The 16,974-nt window shown below is 36.1% G+C and carries 16 protein-coding genes; 6 read left to right on the top strand and 10 right to left on the bottom strand.

All coding sequences use genetic code 11. From position 1 onward, the window contains the following. Window positions 1–536: 536 nt before the first annotated feature. Together ACESSZ_RS09745 and ACESSZ_RS09740 are read right to left on the bottom strand one after the other, a co-directional pair. On the bottom strand, window positions 537–1,703 hold the full coding sequence (locus ACESSZ_RS09745; protein WP_196029929.1) for an aminotransferase class I/II-fold pyridoxal phosphate-dependent enzyme: 1,167 nt from the start codon (window positions 1,701–1,703) through the stop codon (window positions 537–539). Beyond that, on the bottom strand, window positions 1,703–2,191 hold the full coding sequence (locus tag ACESSZ_RS09740) for an Lrp/AsnC family transcriptional regulator (RefSeq protein WP_008691056.1): 489 nt from the start codon (window positions 2,189–2,191) through the stop codon (window positions 1,703–1,705). The genes ACESSZ_RS09745 and ACESSZ_RS09740 overlap by 1 nt, the downstream gene beginning before the upstream one ends. Before the next feature lie 209 nt (window positions 2,192–2,400). On the opposite strand from ACESSZ_RS09740, the gene ACESSZ_RS09735 reads away from it, so the two are divergent. The 5 genes from ACESSZ_RS09735 to ACESSZ_RS09715 all read left to right on the top strand — a co-directional run bounded on the left by ACESSZ_RS09735 (window position 2,401) and on the right by ACESSZ_RS09715 (window position 6,779). Continuing rightward, on the top strand, window positions 2,401–2,898 hold the full coding sequence (locus ACESSZ_RS09735; RefSeq protein WP_132225584.1) for an RNA polymerase sigma factor: 498 nt from the start codon (window positions 2,401–2,403) through the stop codon (window positions 2,896–2,898). After that, window positions 2,888–4,021: a hypothetical protein gene (locus ACESSZ_RS09730; RefSeq protein ID WP_331866777.1), complete on the top strand. Its 1,134-nt coding sequence runs from the start codon at window positions 2,888–2,890 to the stop codon at window positions 4,019–4,021. Before ACESSZ_RS09735 ends, ACESSZ_RS09730 begins: the two co-directional genes overlap by 11 nt. Continuing rightward, window positions 4,008–4,970 carry a hypothetical protein gene (locus ACESSZ_RS09725; protein WP_270757556.1) on the top strand — a complete coding sequence of 321 codons (963 nt, stop codon included), beginning with the start codon at window positions 4,008–4,010 and terminating at the stop codon, window positions 4,968–4,970. Before ACESSZ_RS09730 ends, ACESSZ_RS09725 begins: the two co-directional genes overlap by 14 nt. Before the next feature lie 387 nt (window positions 4,971–5,357). Beyond that, window positions 5,358–6,194 carry a hypothetical protein gene (locus tag ACESSZ_RS09720; protein WP_117547736.1) on the top strand — a complete coding sequence of 279 codons (837 nt, stop codon included), beginning with the start codon at window positions 5,358–5,360 and terminating at the stop codon, window positions 6,192–6,194. Between the two features lie 66 nt (window positions 6,195–6,260). Beyond that, window positions 6,261–6,779, top strand: coding sequence for an NAD(+) diphosphatase (locus ACESSZ_RS09715; RefSeq protein WP_499842766.1), 519 nt, complete (start codon window positions 6,261–6,263; stop codon window positions 6,777–6,779). Between the two features lie 491 nt (window positions 6,780–7,270). Here ACESSZ_RS09715 and ACESSZ_RS09710 read toward each other — a convergent pair whose 3' ends face one another. Both ACESSZ_RS09710 and ACESSZ_RS09705 read right to left on the bottom strand, forming a co-directional pair. After that, window positions 7,271–7,909 (bottom strand): YigZ family protein, encoded by a 639-nt coding sequence (locus ACESSZ_RS09710; RefSeq protein ID WP_331866774.1) that lies wholly within the window; start codon window positions 7,907–7,909, stop codon window positions 7,271–7,273. A gap of 167 nt (window positions 7,910–8,076) precedes the next feature. Then, a complete protein-coding gene (locus ACESSZ_RS09705; RefSeq protein ID WP_008977798.1) occupies window positions 8,077–10,113 on the bottom strand; it encodes an alpha-amylase family protein in 2,037 nt (678 codons plus the stop codon). Window positions 10,114–10,305: 192 nt separating this feature from the next. Between ACESSZ_RS09705 and ACESSZ_RS09700 the strand changes: the two genes are divergently transcribed. Beyond that, on the top strand, window positions 10,306–11,469 hold the full coding sequence (locus ACESSZ_RS09700) for a hypothetical protein (RefSeq protein WP_331866773.1): 1,164 nt from the start codon (window positions 10,306–10,308) through the stop codon (window positions 11,467–11,469). A gap of 38 nt (window positions 11,470–11,507) precedes the next feature. Here ACESSZ_RS09700 and ACESSZ_RS09695 read toward each other — a convergent pair whose 3' ends face one another. From ACESSZ_RS09695 to lysA, 6 genes are all read right to left on the bottom strand, one after another. Next, window positions 11,508–11,927 (bottom strand): hypothetical protein, encoded by a 420-nt coding sequence (locus ACESSZ_RS09695; protein WP_008691067.1) that lies wholly within the window; start codon window positions 11,925–11,927, stop codon window positions 11,508–11,510. A gap of 264 nt (window positions 11,928–12,191) precedes the next feature. After that, entirely contained in the window at window positions 12,192–12,548 is a 357-nt protein-coding gene (locus tag ACESSZ_RS09690) for a hypothetical protein (protein ID WP_008691068.1), read from the bottom strand. Between the two features lie 261 nt (window positions 12,549–12,809). Continuing rightward, window positions 12,810–13,532, bottom strand: coding sequence for a 4-hydroxy-tetrahydrodipicolinate reductase (gene dapB, locus ACESSZ_RS09685; protein WP_008691069.1), 723 nt, complete (start codon window positions 13,530–13,532; stop codon window positions 12,810–12,812). Next, window positions 13,526–14,410 (bottom strand): 4-hydroxy-tetrahydrodipicolinate synthase, encoded by an 885-nt coding sequence (dapA, locus tag ACESSZ_RS09680; RefSeq protein ID WP_008691070.1) that lies wholly within the window; start codon window positions 14,408–14,410, stop codon window positions 13,526–13,528. Before dapA ends, dapB begins: the two co-directional genes overlap by 7 nt. Before the next feature lie 41 nt (window positions 14,411–14,451). Further along, complete coding sequence (locus tag ACESSZ_RS09675; RefSeq protein ID WP_008691071.1) at window positions 14,452–15,651, bottom strand: aspartate kinase; 1,200 nt, start codon at window positions 15,649–15,651, stop codon at window positions 14,452–14,454. Continuing rightward, window positions 15,648–16,937, bottom strand: coding sequence for a diaminopimelate decarboxylase (lysA, locus tag ACESSZ_RS09670; protein WP_213540150.1), 1,290 nt, complete (start codon window positions 16,935–16,937; stop codon window positions 15,648–15,650). Before lysA ends, ACESSZ_RS09675 begins: the two co-directional genes overlap by 4 nt. Between the last annotated feature and the right edge of the window lie 37 nt (window positions 16,938–16,974).

The following is a 16,974-nucleotide window of genomic DNA, read 5'->3' as shown; positions in this document are numbered from 1 at the left end:
AATTAAAACGAACCGCCGTATACGGAACCGTACGTACGGTGGTGTGAGAGGGTGATTTATTTCACCCTACTCGATTGTTATTAAGTTGTTAAAAGATAGTTCCTGTTTAAAAAATAATAATATACGCACAAAGATGCATAGCCAAAGTTAAAATACAAAGTTCTTGTGTTGCTTTGGTTTCCATTATTTATGATGGCGTAGCAACCAGATTAATAAAATAGTGATCATTGCGAAGAGAACGCCATACATTTCCCTGGCATTATCATGATTGCTAATGTTGTTGCTTGTATAGAGTGCAAAGAGGAACAAAACAAAATTCATGGCGCAGGTTAAATATAAGAGATAGTTTGTTTTTAATGATTTCAGCATATGTATATTACAGGAAATCGATAAGAATAGAGCGTATTGCTTTCATCAATAAAGAAAGCATTCGTTACGATAACCTGGTTTCCTTTCTGTTTCAATATTTATAAATGTAAAAAGCCAATGTTTCCATAAAGAAAGAAGGACATTTCTGTAGGGAAATGCCTTTCTCTTTAACGAAATTTTTTCATGAATGCATCTATACGCTCAATGGCTTCTTTAATATGCTCAATGCTATAAGCATAAGATACACGAATAAAACCTTCTCCGGCATCACCAAAAGCGGTACCAGGGACACAAGCAACTTTTTGCTCATTCAATAGCTGCTCACAGAATTCATCACTCGTTAAACCAGTTGAGCGGATATCTGGAAAGATATAAAATGCTCCCTGAGGTAAATGCGTAGGCAGACCAATGCGATTAAACCCTTTTGTAATGAAATTACGGCGTGACATATAGGCCTCTTTCATTTCTTGGACATGAATATCACCATTGCGCATCGCATCAATTGCACCATATTGTGCACCGGTAGGGGCAGACATGATGATATATTGATGGATCTTGTTCATCGCCTCTGTAAAGGTTTGATTAGCTAAAACATATCCTAAACGCCAACCGGTCATCGCATATGCCTTAGAAAAACCACTGATAATGATAACCTGATCTTTGATTTCATCAAAATTTGCTAAGGAATAGAAATTATCCTCATAAGATAATTCAGCATAGATTTCATCGCTGATAACGATCAGTTCATGTTTTTTAATAATCGGTACTAATTTCGCATAATCTTCCTTCGTCATGACACCACCGGTAGGATTACTTGGGAAATTCAGCAAGATTGCCTTCGTCTTTGGCGTAATGGCAGCCTCTAATTTTTCCGGTGTTAGTTTAAACTGTTCTTCGTGTTCCAGTTTTACATGCACCGGTATGGCACCGGTTAACTGTACACTTGGGGTATAGGCAACATAACTTGGCTCCATCAAAATGACTTCATCACCAGGATTTACTATCGCTCGCATGGCAATGTCGATACCTTCACTTCCGCCAACGGTGATGATGACGTTATGAACGGGATCATAATCTAAATGAAAACGGCGTTTTTGATAAGCACAGATTTCTTCTCTTAATTCCAGCAGTCCCTGATTCGCTGTATAATGTGTTTTTCCACTTTCAATGGAATATATAGCAGCTTCACGAATATGCCATGGGGTATCAAAATCAGGTTCTCCAACACCCAGTGAGATGACACCTTCCATTTCACTCGCTAAATCAAAAAATTTACGGATACCGCTAGGTTTAATTTCCTGTACTTTTTTACTTAAGAAATTTTCGTATTGCATTATGGTGTTACAACCAATCTTTCTTCAGGTTTTTCTTCATCACCAAAGACAACGCCGTTAACTTTGTATTCTTTTAATACGAAAAATGTCGATGTGGATGTGACATGGTCAGTCGTCGCTAATTTTGAGCCTACAAAATTAGATACTTCCTGCATGGTTTTGCCATAAATTATGACGATAAACTCGCTTTTCCCGCTCATCAGATACATTGTATCTACTTCTGGATAACGATAAATATTTCTAGCAATACGATCATAGCCATAATCACGTTCCGGTGATACTTCAACCTCGATCATCGCCATGACTTTATCACGGTTTGTTTTATCCCAATTGATAATGGTATGATACCCGCATATAATTTTCTTTTTCTCAAGTTCATTCATGGTATGAATGACACTGTCTTCATCTTCCAGTAAAATGTCAGCTAAATCTCTCGTGGAGTAACGGGCATTTGTTTCCAGAAGGGAAAGTAATAATTCTTGTTTCATTTCATCACCCTTTTTCTATATAATACTTATATTTTAAACCGATAGCGGCATTTAGTAAATAAAGAATATCATGAAACTGAATGTAAATGGGGAATGTTAAGAAGATTTAAGATATCCTCTTATGGTTTATTCTAGTATATGAAAAAAATTCAAAAGAATGAAATGTTATAATAAAGATAATCGTTTACTATATGAAGGAGATATAAAGGATGGTTGAACATGGGGAAGCTGTCTATACACTAGAAGAGCTACTAGCAGAGTATGGCGATATGATTTATCGCATAGCGATGCATAATATGCGACATAAGGCAGATGCAGAAGATATCGTTCAAGATATTTATATAAAATTGCTGCATAACATGCCTTCTTTTCAGAATGCCGAAATGCAAAAGAAATGGATCATTCGTGTTACCATCAACACTTGTCATGATCGCTGGCGTTATTTGCGTTTACGTACTGCTTTTTCCTTAGATGAACGTTATGATGTCATGGAAGAACATAAACAAGAGTATGGCTTATTGTATTATGTCAGAGAACTTCCGGAGAAATATCGAAATGTCATTTATTTGCATTATTATGAAGGTTACAGTGTTACGGAAATCGCCGAAATTTTACATCGTAAAGAAGCAACGATTTTAACATGGTTACATCGCGGCAGAATAAAGCTGAAAGAGCGCTATGAAGGAGGAGAGGAACATGTGGGATGAATATCGAAAAGAAATAGAACAATTACATCTAGATGACAGTGTTATAAAAGACATACAGCAGAATTCGTTAAAAAAGCATCCCCATGCGTTTTGGAAGCATAAAGGAAAATGGGCTTTCGCTTTTGTATTTGTGGCATGCTTCTGTATAGGTGGCTTCATGCTTTTGAAACAGCCTAAAGAAACGGTTATCCTTCATCAACCGAAAACATATAAAACAATATCAAAGACGCAAAAGCAAGATACTTATTTGAAAGGAAAGGATACTACAATACCATTGCCTAGTGAAGATTATGGAAGCGCTAAACCTAAAACAGGAAGTGCGGAAACCATAAAATATCCAGTGTATGAACAAAGCTATCCACAAGATCTTAAGGGGATTTATAAAAAACAAGTTTCAAATGATACAAAGCAAGAAATTTTAAAGGAATTCGCTGAAATATTTCATATTAAAAATGGAAGTTATACGGATACTTCGCTTAAAGATGATGTCGTATGTATAAAAGTAATGGAAGATGGTACGATTGAAGTAGCTTTCTTAGAGGATAAGAAAACCAATGGATATATAAGCAGGGAAATGCTGTTAGAAAACGCAACAGCGATTTATAAAAAGTATCCTAAGCTACAAATGGATAATCCTATGTGGAAAATAAAAATTGATTATCGCGATGGTATGTTAGAGTATCAGGTACTTCTTTGTGATGAAACAAAAGGCTTATGGAATCAGGAGTTAAACAATATAACATTCTATGTCACCTATCAAGAGAAAAACAATGCACTCTATTCTACATTGCATATGCACATAAAAACAATAGCGCGGCTGCAACAGCGGCAGAGCTATGAGATTATAACCGAGAAAGAAGCGAAGAAGCGATTTCTACAAAAGGAATACATGCAATTGGACACAGATACAAAATATTTACCAGATAAAGATGATATTGTCAGCGTGCAATTGCAATATTTAGATTCAGCAGATGAGGCATATCGCAGTATGCAGCCCCTTGTTTACCCGATCTATCGGTTTTATTTAAAAGACGATCAAGGGAAAGAGCATCTTGTGGATGTACCCGCTTTAAAAGAAAAAGATTGGCGAAAGCTAGAGGTGGAAATTAATGAAAACAATTAAATATATTCTTATATTTGCTATATGCGGAAGTCTCATGGGCTGTGGCGCAAAAGCGCAGCCGCAAGAATGGAAACCATCACGGATTGCTCATGCACAAGGCGATGGAATCTTATATGCGGATACCATCGATGATTTAGTTTCTACGATGAAAGTTCCGGAAAAATTACCGGTATTAAAAAGTAAATTGGAGCGAGATGATATGGGAGAATTGGTGATGCCACTCTCGATAAAACAAAGAATGGAGAAAATGAAAGCATTTATAAGAAAATATGAATTAACGGATACTTTCCAATATTCCAGTAAATTAGATATCGTTTCCGCACAAGGTGAGCGCTATGAGATAACAGCAGAAACAGATGGAGATATTTTATTGACAATAAATCGACAACAACCACAGAAAGTCACAACACAAAAGCAGGCAGATGCCTATCTTCAGCAGGTAATGAAAGAATATCCGGCATTTTTTAAGAATTATACACAAGATAAACCAGAATATTCACGTTTTAATGATCATGGATTCGCTTTTACGGCTTCATGGCATAGGACACAGAAAAATATCATAGATACAGCGATTGCACAATATACGGATACCATCACGTATGCACCTAATGATGCATTTATAACGCAAGATATGTTTCGCTTTTCACAAAAAGAGGTGAAACAAAGTCAGAATTATAAAGTTAAGACGGTAAAGGAAGCAGAACTTGAAATGCGTAATGGTAATTATATTTCGGTTCTTGATGAGATAAAGGATATAAAGAAACTTAAAGTTAAAGGTGCTAGCATAACCTATATAAATGTTAATAGTACATATCTTTATCCGTGCTATATGTTCTTTTTGGAAACAACACCATTTAAGGGAATGCCAGGTTTTCAGGTTGTTTATGTTCCAATGCTTTATGAAGAGGATTTAAAGATGTATCGTAATACGAATGGTACATTATTATAGGAATGAAAATAGCGATAGCGGTATTAAGTCCATATCGCTATTTTTCTGTAAATAGACTCGTACATCAGAGATATAACTTATAAGCACAAAAGAAAATTGTTCGAGGCTTTTTTAGTGATATTATACAGAGAAATTCTAGGAAGATCTTGTTTTTCAATCGTACGGTTAGGTAACTTTAATTTCTTACAGATATTTATGAAAATGCTTAAATTTTTGTTGAAAAATAAAAAAAACGTTGTAAAATGAAGATAGATATACCTTTCTATACAATTTTAATGAATATATGAATTTATTTATTCATACACTATAGATGTAGTATTGCATCATCAGACAACATAGTTCCATTGATCTTCAAATGTAAAATACGACTGGGAAAGGAGGAGAACTATGGCTATTTATGATATTTTGAATGGGGTAAAAGACATTCGTGAAAGTGGTGAAGGAATTTGCACGTTTAATGGATTCCTTGAGGATTACCTTTCCATCATTGAGGCTGATGAGGGGAAGGAAGAAGTACGTGAGGTATTAGAAACGCTCTTTGAAGAGGATCATAATCTGAAAGTTGCAGTAGATTTGCACTTGAATATTAATAAAGAGGCAATTGCTAATCAGATCATTCGCTACAAAGATTCATTTAAGTTGCCGCATGGAACGATTTGTTGTCCATATGTAGTGTATGGAAAATTTGATGATTATCAAAAGGCCGTAATTTTAACATTAGGAGATAAGGAAGAATATGTCATTGCTAAGGCATTGTACTATGTAATGAGTGAACCGGAAAATGAATATGAGGGAACACGAAATGAAATCATCGCGATGTCAGTGAATAAAGATACGATTGAGCGCATGATGGAAAATGTGATTGCATTCTTTATGCAGAATCAGAAAGCCGGTATCGTTCAAAGACGTCTTGACAGTAAAGTATTTGAGAACTATGACGAGATGTATGAAATGGCGAAAGAAATGGGATCCTGGCAACAGGAACATTTACAAAAACTGTTAGAAGAAAGTAAAAACCGTGAAAAAACAATTAATGAAATCATTGCGAAATGGTTCTTATTGAAGAAATTCTCTTATGTGCAATACATGATGGATAAAAACAATTTGAACCGTGTGCATGAAGGTAATGTAAAGAAACAGCGCCAGGTGGCTAAGGAAAAATGTGATGCTATTGGTTTTGTATCTTATAGTGAATTGTGGAAAATGGTGAAGGATATGCACTAAAGGAAACCTGCTAAGGTTTCTTTTAATGTTATCATGGCTATAATAATGATGGAAGGAAGGATGTCTATGAAATTTTGCAGTGCATGCGGTAACGCATTAATTATGAAAAAACATGAACACGAGGGTTGCATTCCATATTGCACGACTTGTCAGAAATACATATTTCCACAATTTAATACTGCTGTATCCCTGGTGGCATTATCACCGGATGAAAAGCAAATACTGTTGATTCAACAATATGGTAAACAGCGGAATGTTTTGGTGGCTGGTTATGTGAATCAAAAAGAAAGTGTTGAAGATGCGGTGTGTCGTGAGATGCAGGAAGAGATAGGTAGTAGGGTTGTTGCATATCGCTATTTGAAAAGTGAATATTTTGAAAAAACAAACACCTTAATGCTAAGTTTTGCTGTTTTGTTAGATAGTACATCTTTAGCAGACGTATCGGTTTGGGAGATCGATGAGGCCAAGTGGTATTCATTTGATGAAGCCCTTAAAGCAATCGCTCCAGCATCATTAGCACAGCGCTTTTTATTGAACTTTATTCATTGTTATGAAAAAGAAGCTAAGGGAAACTTTTTTAAATAGAAATAGGAATATACATTTTTTGTATAGGATAAGGAAAACTTTGCACCGGGATCTGAAATCATCTAATGTGAACGATTTACTTTTGTTCATGTTTTTTTAATCTTACAAGCAAATACCATAAACGCAAAGCATTCACAATGAAATTAAGTATTATTTTATCCTGCAAAGCTAGTTTCAAAAATTTGTATTCTATCGTTACACATAAGACATATCTTGTCATAAAAAGACAGGAAAAGTTTCATGCTTATCGTTATAATAAAGATTATAAGGAGGCATCTAACATGGAATGGATAAACATTGTACAAAAGGCTTTAAATTATATGGAAGATCATTTGCTTGATGATATACATAGTGAACAGATAGCAGAAGCGATGTACATATAGCATATTTTTTAGCCTTATTTTGCCAATGGCAAACTATCATGAAAAAGGCTCATAAAGGCTAGCGAATTATCTTACTATTTATTGATGTATGGCAGAGAAGATTCAGACTCATGAAGCTGTTAAATCTGTTTTTACACCTTGTAATTCTACATCTATTATACATTCTTTGATAAAGACTGGAAGATAAGCACCATTGGTGATTTCAGAGATTTCATCATCTAAGGGGTGTTCACATAAATACGTATAAACAGCATCTTCTTCATATTGCTTGTCAGATACTTCAATATCGTGAGAACGGAAAAGATAATCCATCTTACCAATGAGATGATATGGAAAATGTAAGGTATATACAAACATTTTCTGTTTACGGGTAAGACAGGCACTCGCAAGTGCATGCGATACACTTTTAGCATACGCGCGTATCAATCCGCCTGCCCCTAATTTAATACCGCCGAAATAACGTACGGTAACTGCTACGATATCTTGCATCTGATGTTTCATCAAACATTCTAACATGGGCACACCTGCTGTACCGGCAGGTTCTCCGTCATCATTACTGCGTTGTATTTCGTTTTGTTTGCCTATGATAAAGGCATAACAGTGATGTCTGGCATTAGGGTGTTCTTTTTTTATCTTGTTAATAAAAGTCTTTGCCTCTTCTTCACTGTTACAACGGTGAAGGTAACAAAGGAAACGACTTTTTTTGATTTCAAATTCATCCATATGATCTTCTTTTAAACGATACATGTTATCACCTGTTTCATTATAATATAGATAAGGACAGAAAAAAAGAATCGATAGCGATTCTTTTAAAAAGTAATTATTGGTATTTTAATTTAAGGTATTCCTAACCGTCAATCTTCATTGTGGAGATTCTCAACAAATAACTTATCTAAAACCATCTTGTGAAAGAATTAAGCTTTTTGTCCATCAGTTGATTTACTAGCTTTAAATTCGATAAACTTTACTTCACCACATTCAAAATCCAATGGGAGATTACGGAAAGAGTCCTGCGGTACATCATGAATATATGGGTCTGAAGTAGAGAAGATTTGATGAATTTCTGCTACTGTAAAAGGCAATTCACTATATAAATTCTCGGTATGAATATGTAAATGACTGGCTGTATTAATGTTTGTATTACAAATAACCATTAATGCACGATCTTCTAAGATAAAACTATACCCAATGCCAAAGTCTTTCGGAGAATCAAACCATACGGGAACACAGCTTTCTTCTTTACTAATGGCATCAAGATATGTATTACGTATTGCGGAACAACGCTCTAATAAAGAAGGCAAAACATTGAGATCCGGCGTACGATAATTAAAATAGTAAGAATCTAAATAAGCCTGTTGACGGTAGCGGAGATCTTCTTTTGGCAGAGAAGATAGATATTTTTTGTCCCCATACTCACTCAATTGCATTGGCTGTACCTCAAAGCATTCAACACCATTCATCAGCATCGGAATACCATTGGGTAAGAATTGATTCATAACACTTAACATGATCATCAATTTTTTACCATTTTCCAATGAGCACACTCTTCTGGCATCATAAAATTCACTAGCCGCAAACATGGGACAGGCATTGCCTTTTAAACGATATGCAAAGGTATGGAAACGGAAGTCCCAAATATTGGTTTCTTCATAACCACTATTTCCACTAATGGCATCAAAGCCTTTTGCTACCCATGCACTACTATTTTCCATGAGCGTATCTTCTGCAATCATGGCAAAGTGACGGTTTCCTTTGCGCGCTGTCTTTACCAATTCTTTTTGCAGTTTTTCAGGTAATAAATATGTTTTTTCCAAATAAATACCATCAACGCCGAGTGTTTGTTGATACCATTGAATGGTTTCATTTAACATATCCCATAAACTACGCAAAGCCTTTTTTCCCGGATGCAAATCATAACGAATGCTGTCTTGCATTAGATAAGGTGCACAATTTGCAGGTAATGCGTTTTTTGGTACATGAATATGAAAATCTTCAAAGAAACGGAATACAGTACCATCTTCATCAACAGGTAAATGTGCATTGATTTGATCTGAGAACATTGGCGCAATCGTGATATGTTCTAGTTTTTCTATAGCAGCTAAATCCATATCTGTGGGCTCTGGTGCATTACGGAAGAAAGCTAGGTGTGCTTTTACATCTTCGCTGCGATAAAAATCTTTTAACGCATACGTATGCGGTATTGTGTTTTGCGGTAGCGCATTACAAATCGGCGCATGATAATTTCGCAATTCATCATATGTCATCCAATAAAACCATTCCGGATGTTTCTGATAATATGTATTATCTCTGGCAAGCTTACCTGGACAAAATTCTAAAAGAACACGGATACCATGCATATGGCAAGCTTCAATAAATGCTAAGCATTGTTCCAGAACATTTAATTCCGGTACAAGTGGATCATGTAACGTTTCATCTATATCTGTAAAACTACGCACACATTCCTTTGCGGCATACGTATGAGGCGTCTGTGTTTTGCTTAAAGCAAATGGCTGGTGCATAAGTATGGTGTTTATACCCATGCGTTTTAAGTAGGGAATTAATAAAATACTCTTCAAAAAAGTGCCATTATCACTTAAATGATACAAATTATCATGTGGCAATGCATCATCACGATCGTGATCCCATGCCGTGGCAGTACGTACCATGAGGGAATATATACTGGACTTTTTCAGCCAGCTGCCTTTTGAAGCTTTAGCATCTTGAAAAGGAATGCTTTTTTTCACTTTTCCTTGTTCATCCATTAAGATGTGGCGCAAAGTAAAAAGATAAAAGCGGTATGGATTGACCAGAATTTCACGGCTGCGTAAGTTTTTCTTATCCGGATAGCCATACATATTCCATGCATTAGGAATCGCATAATTGTAAATGTCATCGTGGTGGAGTTTCTCTTCTTTCTCTAATGCATGATAAAGTGCTGTAACATGGTTCATTGGAAAACCCCCTTGTCTATAGTTATAGTATAGTATACAAGCAGGAAAAAGCCAAACGAATCTTTGCTTTTTTTCATACGGGAAAGCTTATATAAAGTTATCGCAAATGAAGGATACAGATGATTAAAAAGGCATATGTGAATTCGACAGAATGTGATGATAGAAGTTGTTATACTCAAAACAGGTGAGGACATGAAAAAACTAATTTTGTTAGGTATAACAGCGTTTCTTTGTGCATGTAGTAATGCTTCAAGAGAAAAGATTGAAATGACTGAAAAAGATGCACATCTGTTGATTCAGGTGGAACATCAGGCATATGCGGATAAGTTAAACGATTTATGGAATCGTAGCTATCCGAAACAAAAAGATGCTTTACATTTCGTTGTACAACCTTATTACTTTACCCAGGATATCAAACAAGATATTATCTGGACGAACGATATTGACGCAACTTTTTTAAAAGATAAGCTCATGGAGATAAAGGAAGTGTCTTATACATATGATGTGCCGGATAGTTTACAGAGAGAGGAATTAAGCGATTATTATACACCTGTTATTGGGGAGGGACTGGTGTTTTGTTATCGCAAGGATTTGTTAGAAAAAAATAAATTGTCGGAAGAAGATCTAGTTAGTTTTGAGCAAATGGCAGAAAGTCATGTACGTTATTATCATAATCATATGGGAGAATATGTATATCCGTTTTTCGCTAAACTACTTCCTAAGGAAACAATTCCATTTACCAATCTTTTTCCTAAAGAGCAGACAATCAAGCAATTAAAAGCATATAAGGAAATAAATGCAAAATTGGATATGCCGGATGATTTGATACAGCAAAAGGATTTTTATAATGGTGATGATTATTTATGTGGCTTACTGTCGACAAAGTTTCAGTATGAAAATAGAAGTGCCTATCAAAATGGTAATCTACATTTCATGGCGATGCCATCCTGGCAAGAAGAAACCATAGCACCGCCATTTACGACGTTTGGATTTGCTGTAACAAAAGAATGTAAATACCCGAATACAGCAAGACAGTTTCTAGCTATGGTGCGATCGAAGAAAGGGATACAGGCATTATTAGACACTAATATGAAAGTACCTTTATTATGTAGTGAGGATGTAAAAGATTTCTATATTTATGATCATGCTAAAAAGGAACTCATAGAGGCTGTAAATACAACACAACTATATAATCTGTCAATAATAGAAGAAAATCCGGGAATTACAATGGAAATGTTGATAAACCAAAGTGATTTTACATCAATCTTACAAAACTATATTTGTAGTAAAGATTCCGCAGCTAAAGTTTATAAGGAATTGGTAAAAAATCTAAGGACATGGAGCATAGGTAAATAATAAAAAGTGATGCAACCATCACTTTTTATAAAAATTCATTAGTTCTTATCTTGAACAGTTATATCTATTTCTTTAATCGTATAAGCACCTTCAGAACTTCCTGCAATTACTGAGAAAGTATAAAAATTTGGTACTTCTGTAGAAAACTCACAACTTTGTTTACCGTCACCACAATCAACTTCTATAGAATAACAAAGTTTTTGTGGCCACTTATAATCTTCAACGTGTTTGAATTTAACCTTTTTATCGCTTTGCATTTCATAAACATCCAAGTATTCGTTAATATCAAAATCACTATCTTTTTTAAGTGTTTTTGGTCCGGAATATTTAACAATTGCTTTTATGCGTTCTTCATAAGGCTTGGAGTCAGAATCTTTACTCTTTTGCGTGCAAGCAGTTAGATTACAAAGAAACATAAGAAGGAGCAAAGAAAGTAACACAATTTTCTTTTTATTCATACAAGATCCCTCTCTTTTTGCTATAAATGATAGCAGTTATCTTTTTAATACATGTATGAAACAGAGTTACTGTCTTTTCTAAAGCAGTATCTCAAAGATGATAAACCCGGTAATGATACCTAAAACGAATATACCGATATAATATCCAATATTTTTCTTTTCCATGTTGATCTCTTTTGTTTGATCTAATTATCTTATAGACAAGAATAATCTAATTAGATTTTGTTCATGTCCCAATTTTCTAGGCTTTAATAATTCATAATTTTATTTTTTAAAGAACTCATCAAATACCGCTTTTACTCTTTCTGCTTCTTGCTTATCTTCAATATAAGCATCAGAATTAAACAATACAGGATTCTCTGAAATATAAACAGCTAAAGTTTCATTTGCAGTCGTAGTGATTTTAATTCCCACATACAATTTAGGTTCTACAGCTATAAAAGAGGAAGCACCACCAAGTACCTGATGAAGAAAAGGTTCTGCTTTTCCACGATAATTTGCATGTTCATTTAAAATACTATATTTTTTAATTTCTGATAACTTGTATTCTCCCTGTGTTCCATCTTTAATAGTATAAGTGTTTGAATCTGCGTCAATTACAATACTCCTAAATTCTTTCATCATTTTAACTCCTTTCTAATCCCTATACGTTTAGGATTTTATATCATATTTCTTATTCTATTCATCCCATGGGTATCACATCTCCTAATTAATGTTATGGTTATCTTTCTACATCCATCATACCGCTTTTTTGGGAAAAGACAAGCTTTCTATTGTGAATACCAAAGTTTTAGTGTTTGTTTAGATTGTATACAGCACTTGAACATACACATGGAAAAGCCTCCTACATAATCCGTTATGTAAGAGACTTTCTCGTTGTTTTTATTCATTAAATAAGATATCTTTCATGGTATACGTACCATGGGGCTTGTTTTGGATAAAGCGTGCTGCGCGTAAAGCACCATTCACAAAAATCTGTTTACTATTAGCCGTATGTTTGATTTCCAGAACTTCATCTTCTCCAAGATAGAGGACACTGTGCTCTCCGGCAACCGTACCGCCTCGTACGGCATGAATACCGATTTCTTTTTGTCGTTTGCCAATGAACCCTTCTCTTCCATGTACTTCTTCATAGGCATGATCCTTGTTCAGAATATCGACAAGCATCTTTGCTGTGCCGCTAGGTGCATCCTGTTTTTGATTGTGGTGTGCTTCTATGACTTCCATGTCAAAACTATCTTCTAACAAGGGTGTCACCATCTTAAGAATTTCCTGCATGACAGCAATACCTAGTGAGAAATTTGCTTGAAAGACAATAGGGGCATACATACCTAAAGCATTGATTTCTTGTTTCTGCATATCACTATGTCCGGTCGTTCCACAGATATAAGGCGTATGATGCTCCTTCACATAAGGGGCAATCCACTCTAAATTGGCGGGATGTGAAAAGTCGATAATCGCATGCAGTTCTTCTTGCAGTGTTGATAAATCAGGTTTCTGAGTACCATCGGCAATCATTACCACCTGCATATCTTCTTGTTTCTGAATACTGTCGACAACCAGTCTTCCCATCTTGCCAAAGCCTGCGACTAGAATATTTAGCATAAACCTTTCTCCTTCATTTTAGCAGCTAATACCTCTTTATGTTCTTCTGACATTTCACATAACGGCAGACGATATCCACCAACCTGTTTGCCCATCAGATTCAAAGCTTCTTTGACAGGAATCGGATTGACTTCAATAAATAAAGCGTGAATGAGATCTAAATTATCTAACTGTATCTGTAAGGCTGTATCTACATCATGATGTAAATATGCCATCACCATATCGTGTGTTTCTTGTGGCATCACATTTGCCAATACAGAAATCACACCACTGGCACCTAAAGATAATAAAGGAACAATCATGTCATCATTTCCAGAATACATACGGAAATCATCATTCAGATAACGGGCGATATTTGTCGCATAAGCGATATTTCCGCTTGCTTCTTTAATACCGCAAATATGTTCATGTTTACTTAATACGGCAACGGCTTCTTCAGAGATACTGCAACCTGTTCGGCCAGGAATGTTATACATGATGATTGGTGTATGAACGGCATCGGCTACGGCCAGAAAATGCTGAATCATTCCACTGGCATTGGCTTTGTTGTAATATGGGGAAATGACCAGTAAGGCATCGGCTCCCATTTCTTCATACTTCAAGCTTTTTTCAACAGCTGTCTGTGTACAGTTAGAGCCACTGCCGACAATGACCGGGATTCGCTTGTTAATCGTTTGTAAGGTAAATTCGACGACAGCATCATCTTCCTCATGCGTCATGGTGCTGCTTTCACCGGTCGTTCCTAAAACCAGTATACCATCGGTATGATTGGCAACATGCCATTCTAATAATTCGTGTAACTTTTCAAAATTGACACTTCCATCTTCATGGAAGGGTGTGATAAGTGCTACAATACTTCCCTTAAGATCAAATTTCATGATGTTCTCCTTTCACCTTTCGGTGTTTTGTTATAAATAGATTAAAGATCAAAGGCTTCCCCTAAGACTTCAATTGCTTTCTGTTTATCTTTTTCCTCTATGGTCAATGAGATAGAAATCTCACTTGATGTTATCATGTAATATCGAATATTATGTGCATTTAAGGTACTTAATACTTTTGCCGCTATACCACTGTGTGTGGAAATGCCGACACCGACGACCGAAAGTTTCACAAAGCCCAACAGACGGGAAATCGGATATTTGGAATTTAACTCATCGATATGCTTTAAAATGGTATCCGATTGTTTTTTATTACAGTAAAATGAAAAGTTAACTTTACCATCATGCGTCAACTGTTGCGATATTGTATCTAAATTGATATCTAATTTGGCAATCAGTGTGAACAACTCGCCAAGAAAGATACCATCATTGGGAAGATCGTTCACCCGCATAATTGCATAATCTTCCTTGATACTAATACCGGTAATCGGCATATCTTCCAGATTTTTCGTTTTTTCCATAATAAACGTCCCCTTACTTTTATCTTTCTCTAAGGCTTTTCCTAAGAATAGGCGTACATTGTATTTACTAGCCAGCTCTACACTGCGTGTTTCCAAAACACCGGCGCCCAAACAAGCCATCTGCATCATTTCATTATATGTGATTTCTTTTAAACGTTTGGCTTTTGGATACATTCTTGGATCAATGGTATAAACACCATTGACATCGGTATAAATATAGCAGTCCCAGCCAAGTTTGGCAGCTAAGGCGACGGCCGTTGTATCACTGCCGCCTCTTCCTAACGTCGTAATTTCACCATGCTCGGTAGCTCCTTGAAAACCAGCCACCACCACAACCTTTCCATCGTCCAGGTGTTTTTGTAAATTGGTGATGTCAATATCTTTAATACGCGCATGTGCATGATGATGGCTGGTAATGAAACCACATTGATATCCGGTTAAGGAAATCGCCGGTATTCCAAGTGCATCAATCGCCATGGCTAATAGGGTAATCGTTCGCTGTTCACCGGTAGATAAAAGGGAATCCATTTCTCTATCATTGGTATGACCACCTAATGCCGTTGCCATTTCAATAAGCTTATTTGTGGTTTTTCCCATGGCACTAGCTACCAGAATCACATTGTGACCAGCCTCTTTCATTTCTTTGACATGCTGAGCAATAGCGCGTATCTTATCCAGATCGGCTACGCTTGTTCCTCCATACTTCTCTACTATATTCATACGTTGATGACCTCATTACATTCTAAGTCCAACATGTTTTCATAGCTTTCTTTTTTAATGACGACACGGGCATGGCCATCTTTTACGAAAACGACTGCCGGACGTCCCAGCTTATTATAATTGCTGGCCATACTATAGCCATAGGCACCGGTCGTATAAATAATTAGCAGATCATTTTGTGATATCTTTGGCAATTTGGCATTCTCAATCAAAATATCTCCTGATTCACAGCATTTTCCGGCAATTGTTACGGTTTCTGTTTTTTCTTCCTGCATGCGATTGGCGATATCACAGGCATATTCTGCCTGATACAATGCTGGACGAATATTATCACTCATACCGCCATCGACAAAGATATACTTCTTATGCTCTGTTTGTTTTTGATAACCGACACGATATAGGGTACTGCCAGCTTCTGCTACGATGCTGCGACCTGGTTCAATCATAATTTTTTCGATGTTTAATTGTTGTTTGGCATTTTCTTTCTTACAAGTATCTAAGATAGTATGACAAACATCTTGTAAAGGAATAGGATGATCGGCATTCGTATAAAGTGCCGCAAAGCCGCCGCCTAAATTTAAAGCTGAGATATGAATATCATATTCAGTTTGCATTTCTTTTGTAAATTGCATGAGCTTTTCAATTTCCGCTACATAAGCCTGTTTATCAAATATCTGGGAACCGATATGGGAGTGATAACCAAGAAAAGTAATTTCCGCAACGCTTGTTAATGTATGGATCATGGCGGCAATTTCTTTTTTCTTGGTGATAGAAATGCCAAACTTACTATCTAAATGGGCGGTCACAATGTATTTATGTGTATGTGCTTCAACACCTGGATTTACTCTTAACATGGTTTTGATGCTGCGGCCACTGCGTTTTACGGCTTTTACCAGCATATCGCATTCCATCGCATTATCGACAATGATTGTTCCAACACCATAGTCTAAGGCCATCATGATTTCATCATAGGATTTATTATTGCCATGAAAATATACACGTTCCATAGGAAATCCAGCTTGTTTTGCGGTATATAATTCACCACCACTGACGACATCTAAGGACAAACCGTATTGCGCGACCAGTTCTACCATGGCTTTACAGGAAAACGCTTTGGATGCATAGAGTACTTCTGTTTTAAAAGTATCTGATTGAAATAATTCATGAAAACGGCTAAGCTTTTCCGTTATTTTATTCTCATCATAAATATACAAAGGGGTCTGGCAAGCCGTCGCAAGCTGTTCTACAGACACGCCTTGGATGTGTAAAACGTTATCTTTCATCATTCATCACCTCGTTAAAAAATGCCAGTAGGATAATGAC

Source organism: Eubacterium sp. 3_1_31, assembly GCF_964249515.1.
Taxonomy (GTDB): Bacteria; Bacillota_I; Bacilli_A; order Erysipelotrichales; family Erysipelotrichaceae; genus Longicatena; species Longicatena caecimuris.
Note: the sequence above shows the minus strand (reverse complement) of the source record. Positions and strands in the feature narration are given on the sequence as shown.

What these genes read in the sequence shown, in the direction of transcription:
- ACESSZ_RS09705 (WP_008977798.1), bottom strand. Translation starts at nt 10,113, where the DNA reads ATGAACCATGTTACAGCACTTTATCATGCATTAGAGAAAGAAGAGAAA.
- dapA (WP_008691070.1), bottom strand. Translation starts at nt 14,410, where the DNA reads ATGAAATTTGATCTTAAGGGAAGTATTGTAGCACTTATCACACCCTTC.
- ACESSZ_RS09715 (WP_499842766.1), top strand. Translation starts at nt 6,261, where the DNA reads ATGAAATTTTGCAGTGCATGCGGTAACGCATTAATTATGAAAAAACAT.
- ACESSZ_RS09690 (WP_008691068.1), bottom strand. Translation starts at nt 12,548, where the DNA reads ATGAAAGAATTTAGGAGTATTGTAATTGACGCAGATTCAAACACTTAT.
- dapB (WP_008691069.1), bottom strand. Translation starts at nt 13,532, where the DNA reads ATGCTAAATATTCTAGTCGCAGGCTTTGGCAAGATGGGAAGACTGGTT.
- ACESSZ_RS09700 (WP_331866773.1), top strand. Translation starts at nt 10,306, where the DNA reads ATGAAAAAACTAATTTTGTTAGGTATAACAGCGTTTCTTTGTGCATGT.
- ACESSZ_RS09745 (WP_196029929.1), bottom strand. Translation starts at nt 1,703, where the DNA reads ATGCAATACGAAAATTTCTTAAGTAAAAAAGTACAGGAAATTAAACCT.
- lysA (WP_213540150.1), bottom strand. Translation starts at nt 16,937, where the DNA reads ATGATGAAAGATAACGTTTTACACATCCAAGGCGTGTCTGTAGAACAG.
- ACESSZ_RS09725 (WP_270757556.1), top strand. Translation starts at nt 4,008, where the DNA reads ATGAAAACAATTAAATATATTCTTATATTTGCTATATGCGGAAGTCTC.
- ACESSZ_RS09720 (WP_117547736.1), top strand. Translation starts at nt 5,358, where the DNA reads ATGGCTATTTATGATATTTTGAATGGGGTAAAAGACATTCGTGAAAGT.
- ACESSZ_RS09735 (WP_132225584.1), top strand. Translation starts at nt 2,401, where the DNA reads ATGGTTGAACATGGGGAAGCTGTCTATACACTAGAAGAGCTACTAGCA.
- ACESSZ_RS09695 (WP_008691067.1), bottom strand. Translation starts at nt 11,927, where the DNA reads ATGAATAAAAAGAAAATTGTGTTACTTTCTTTGCTCCTTCTTATGTTT.
- ACESSZ_RS09740 (WP_008691056.1), bottom strand. Translation starts at nt 2,191, where the DNA reads ATGAAACAAGAATTATTACTTTCCCTTCTGGAAACAAATGCCCGTTAC.
- ACESSZ_RS09675 (WP_008691071.1), bottom strand. Translation starts at nt 15,651, where the DNA reads ATGAATATAGTAGAGAAGTATGGAGGAACAAGCGTAGCCGATCTGGAT.
- ACESSZ_RS09730 (WP_331866777.1), top strand. Translation starts at nt 2,888, where the DNA reads ATGTGGGATGAATATCGAAAAGAAATAGAACAATTACATCTAGATGAC.
- ACESSZ_RS09710 (WP_331866774.1), bottom strand. Translation starts at nt 7,909, where the DNA reads ATGTATCGTTTAAAAGAAGATCATATGGATGAATTTGAAATCAAAAAA.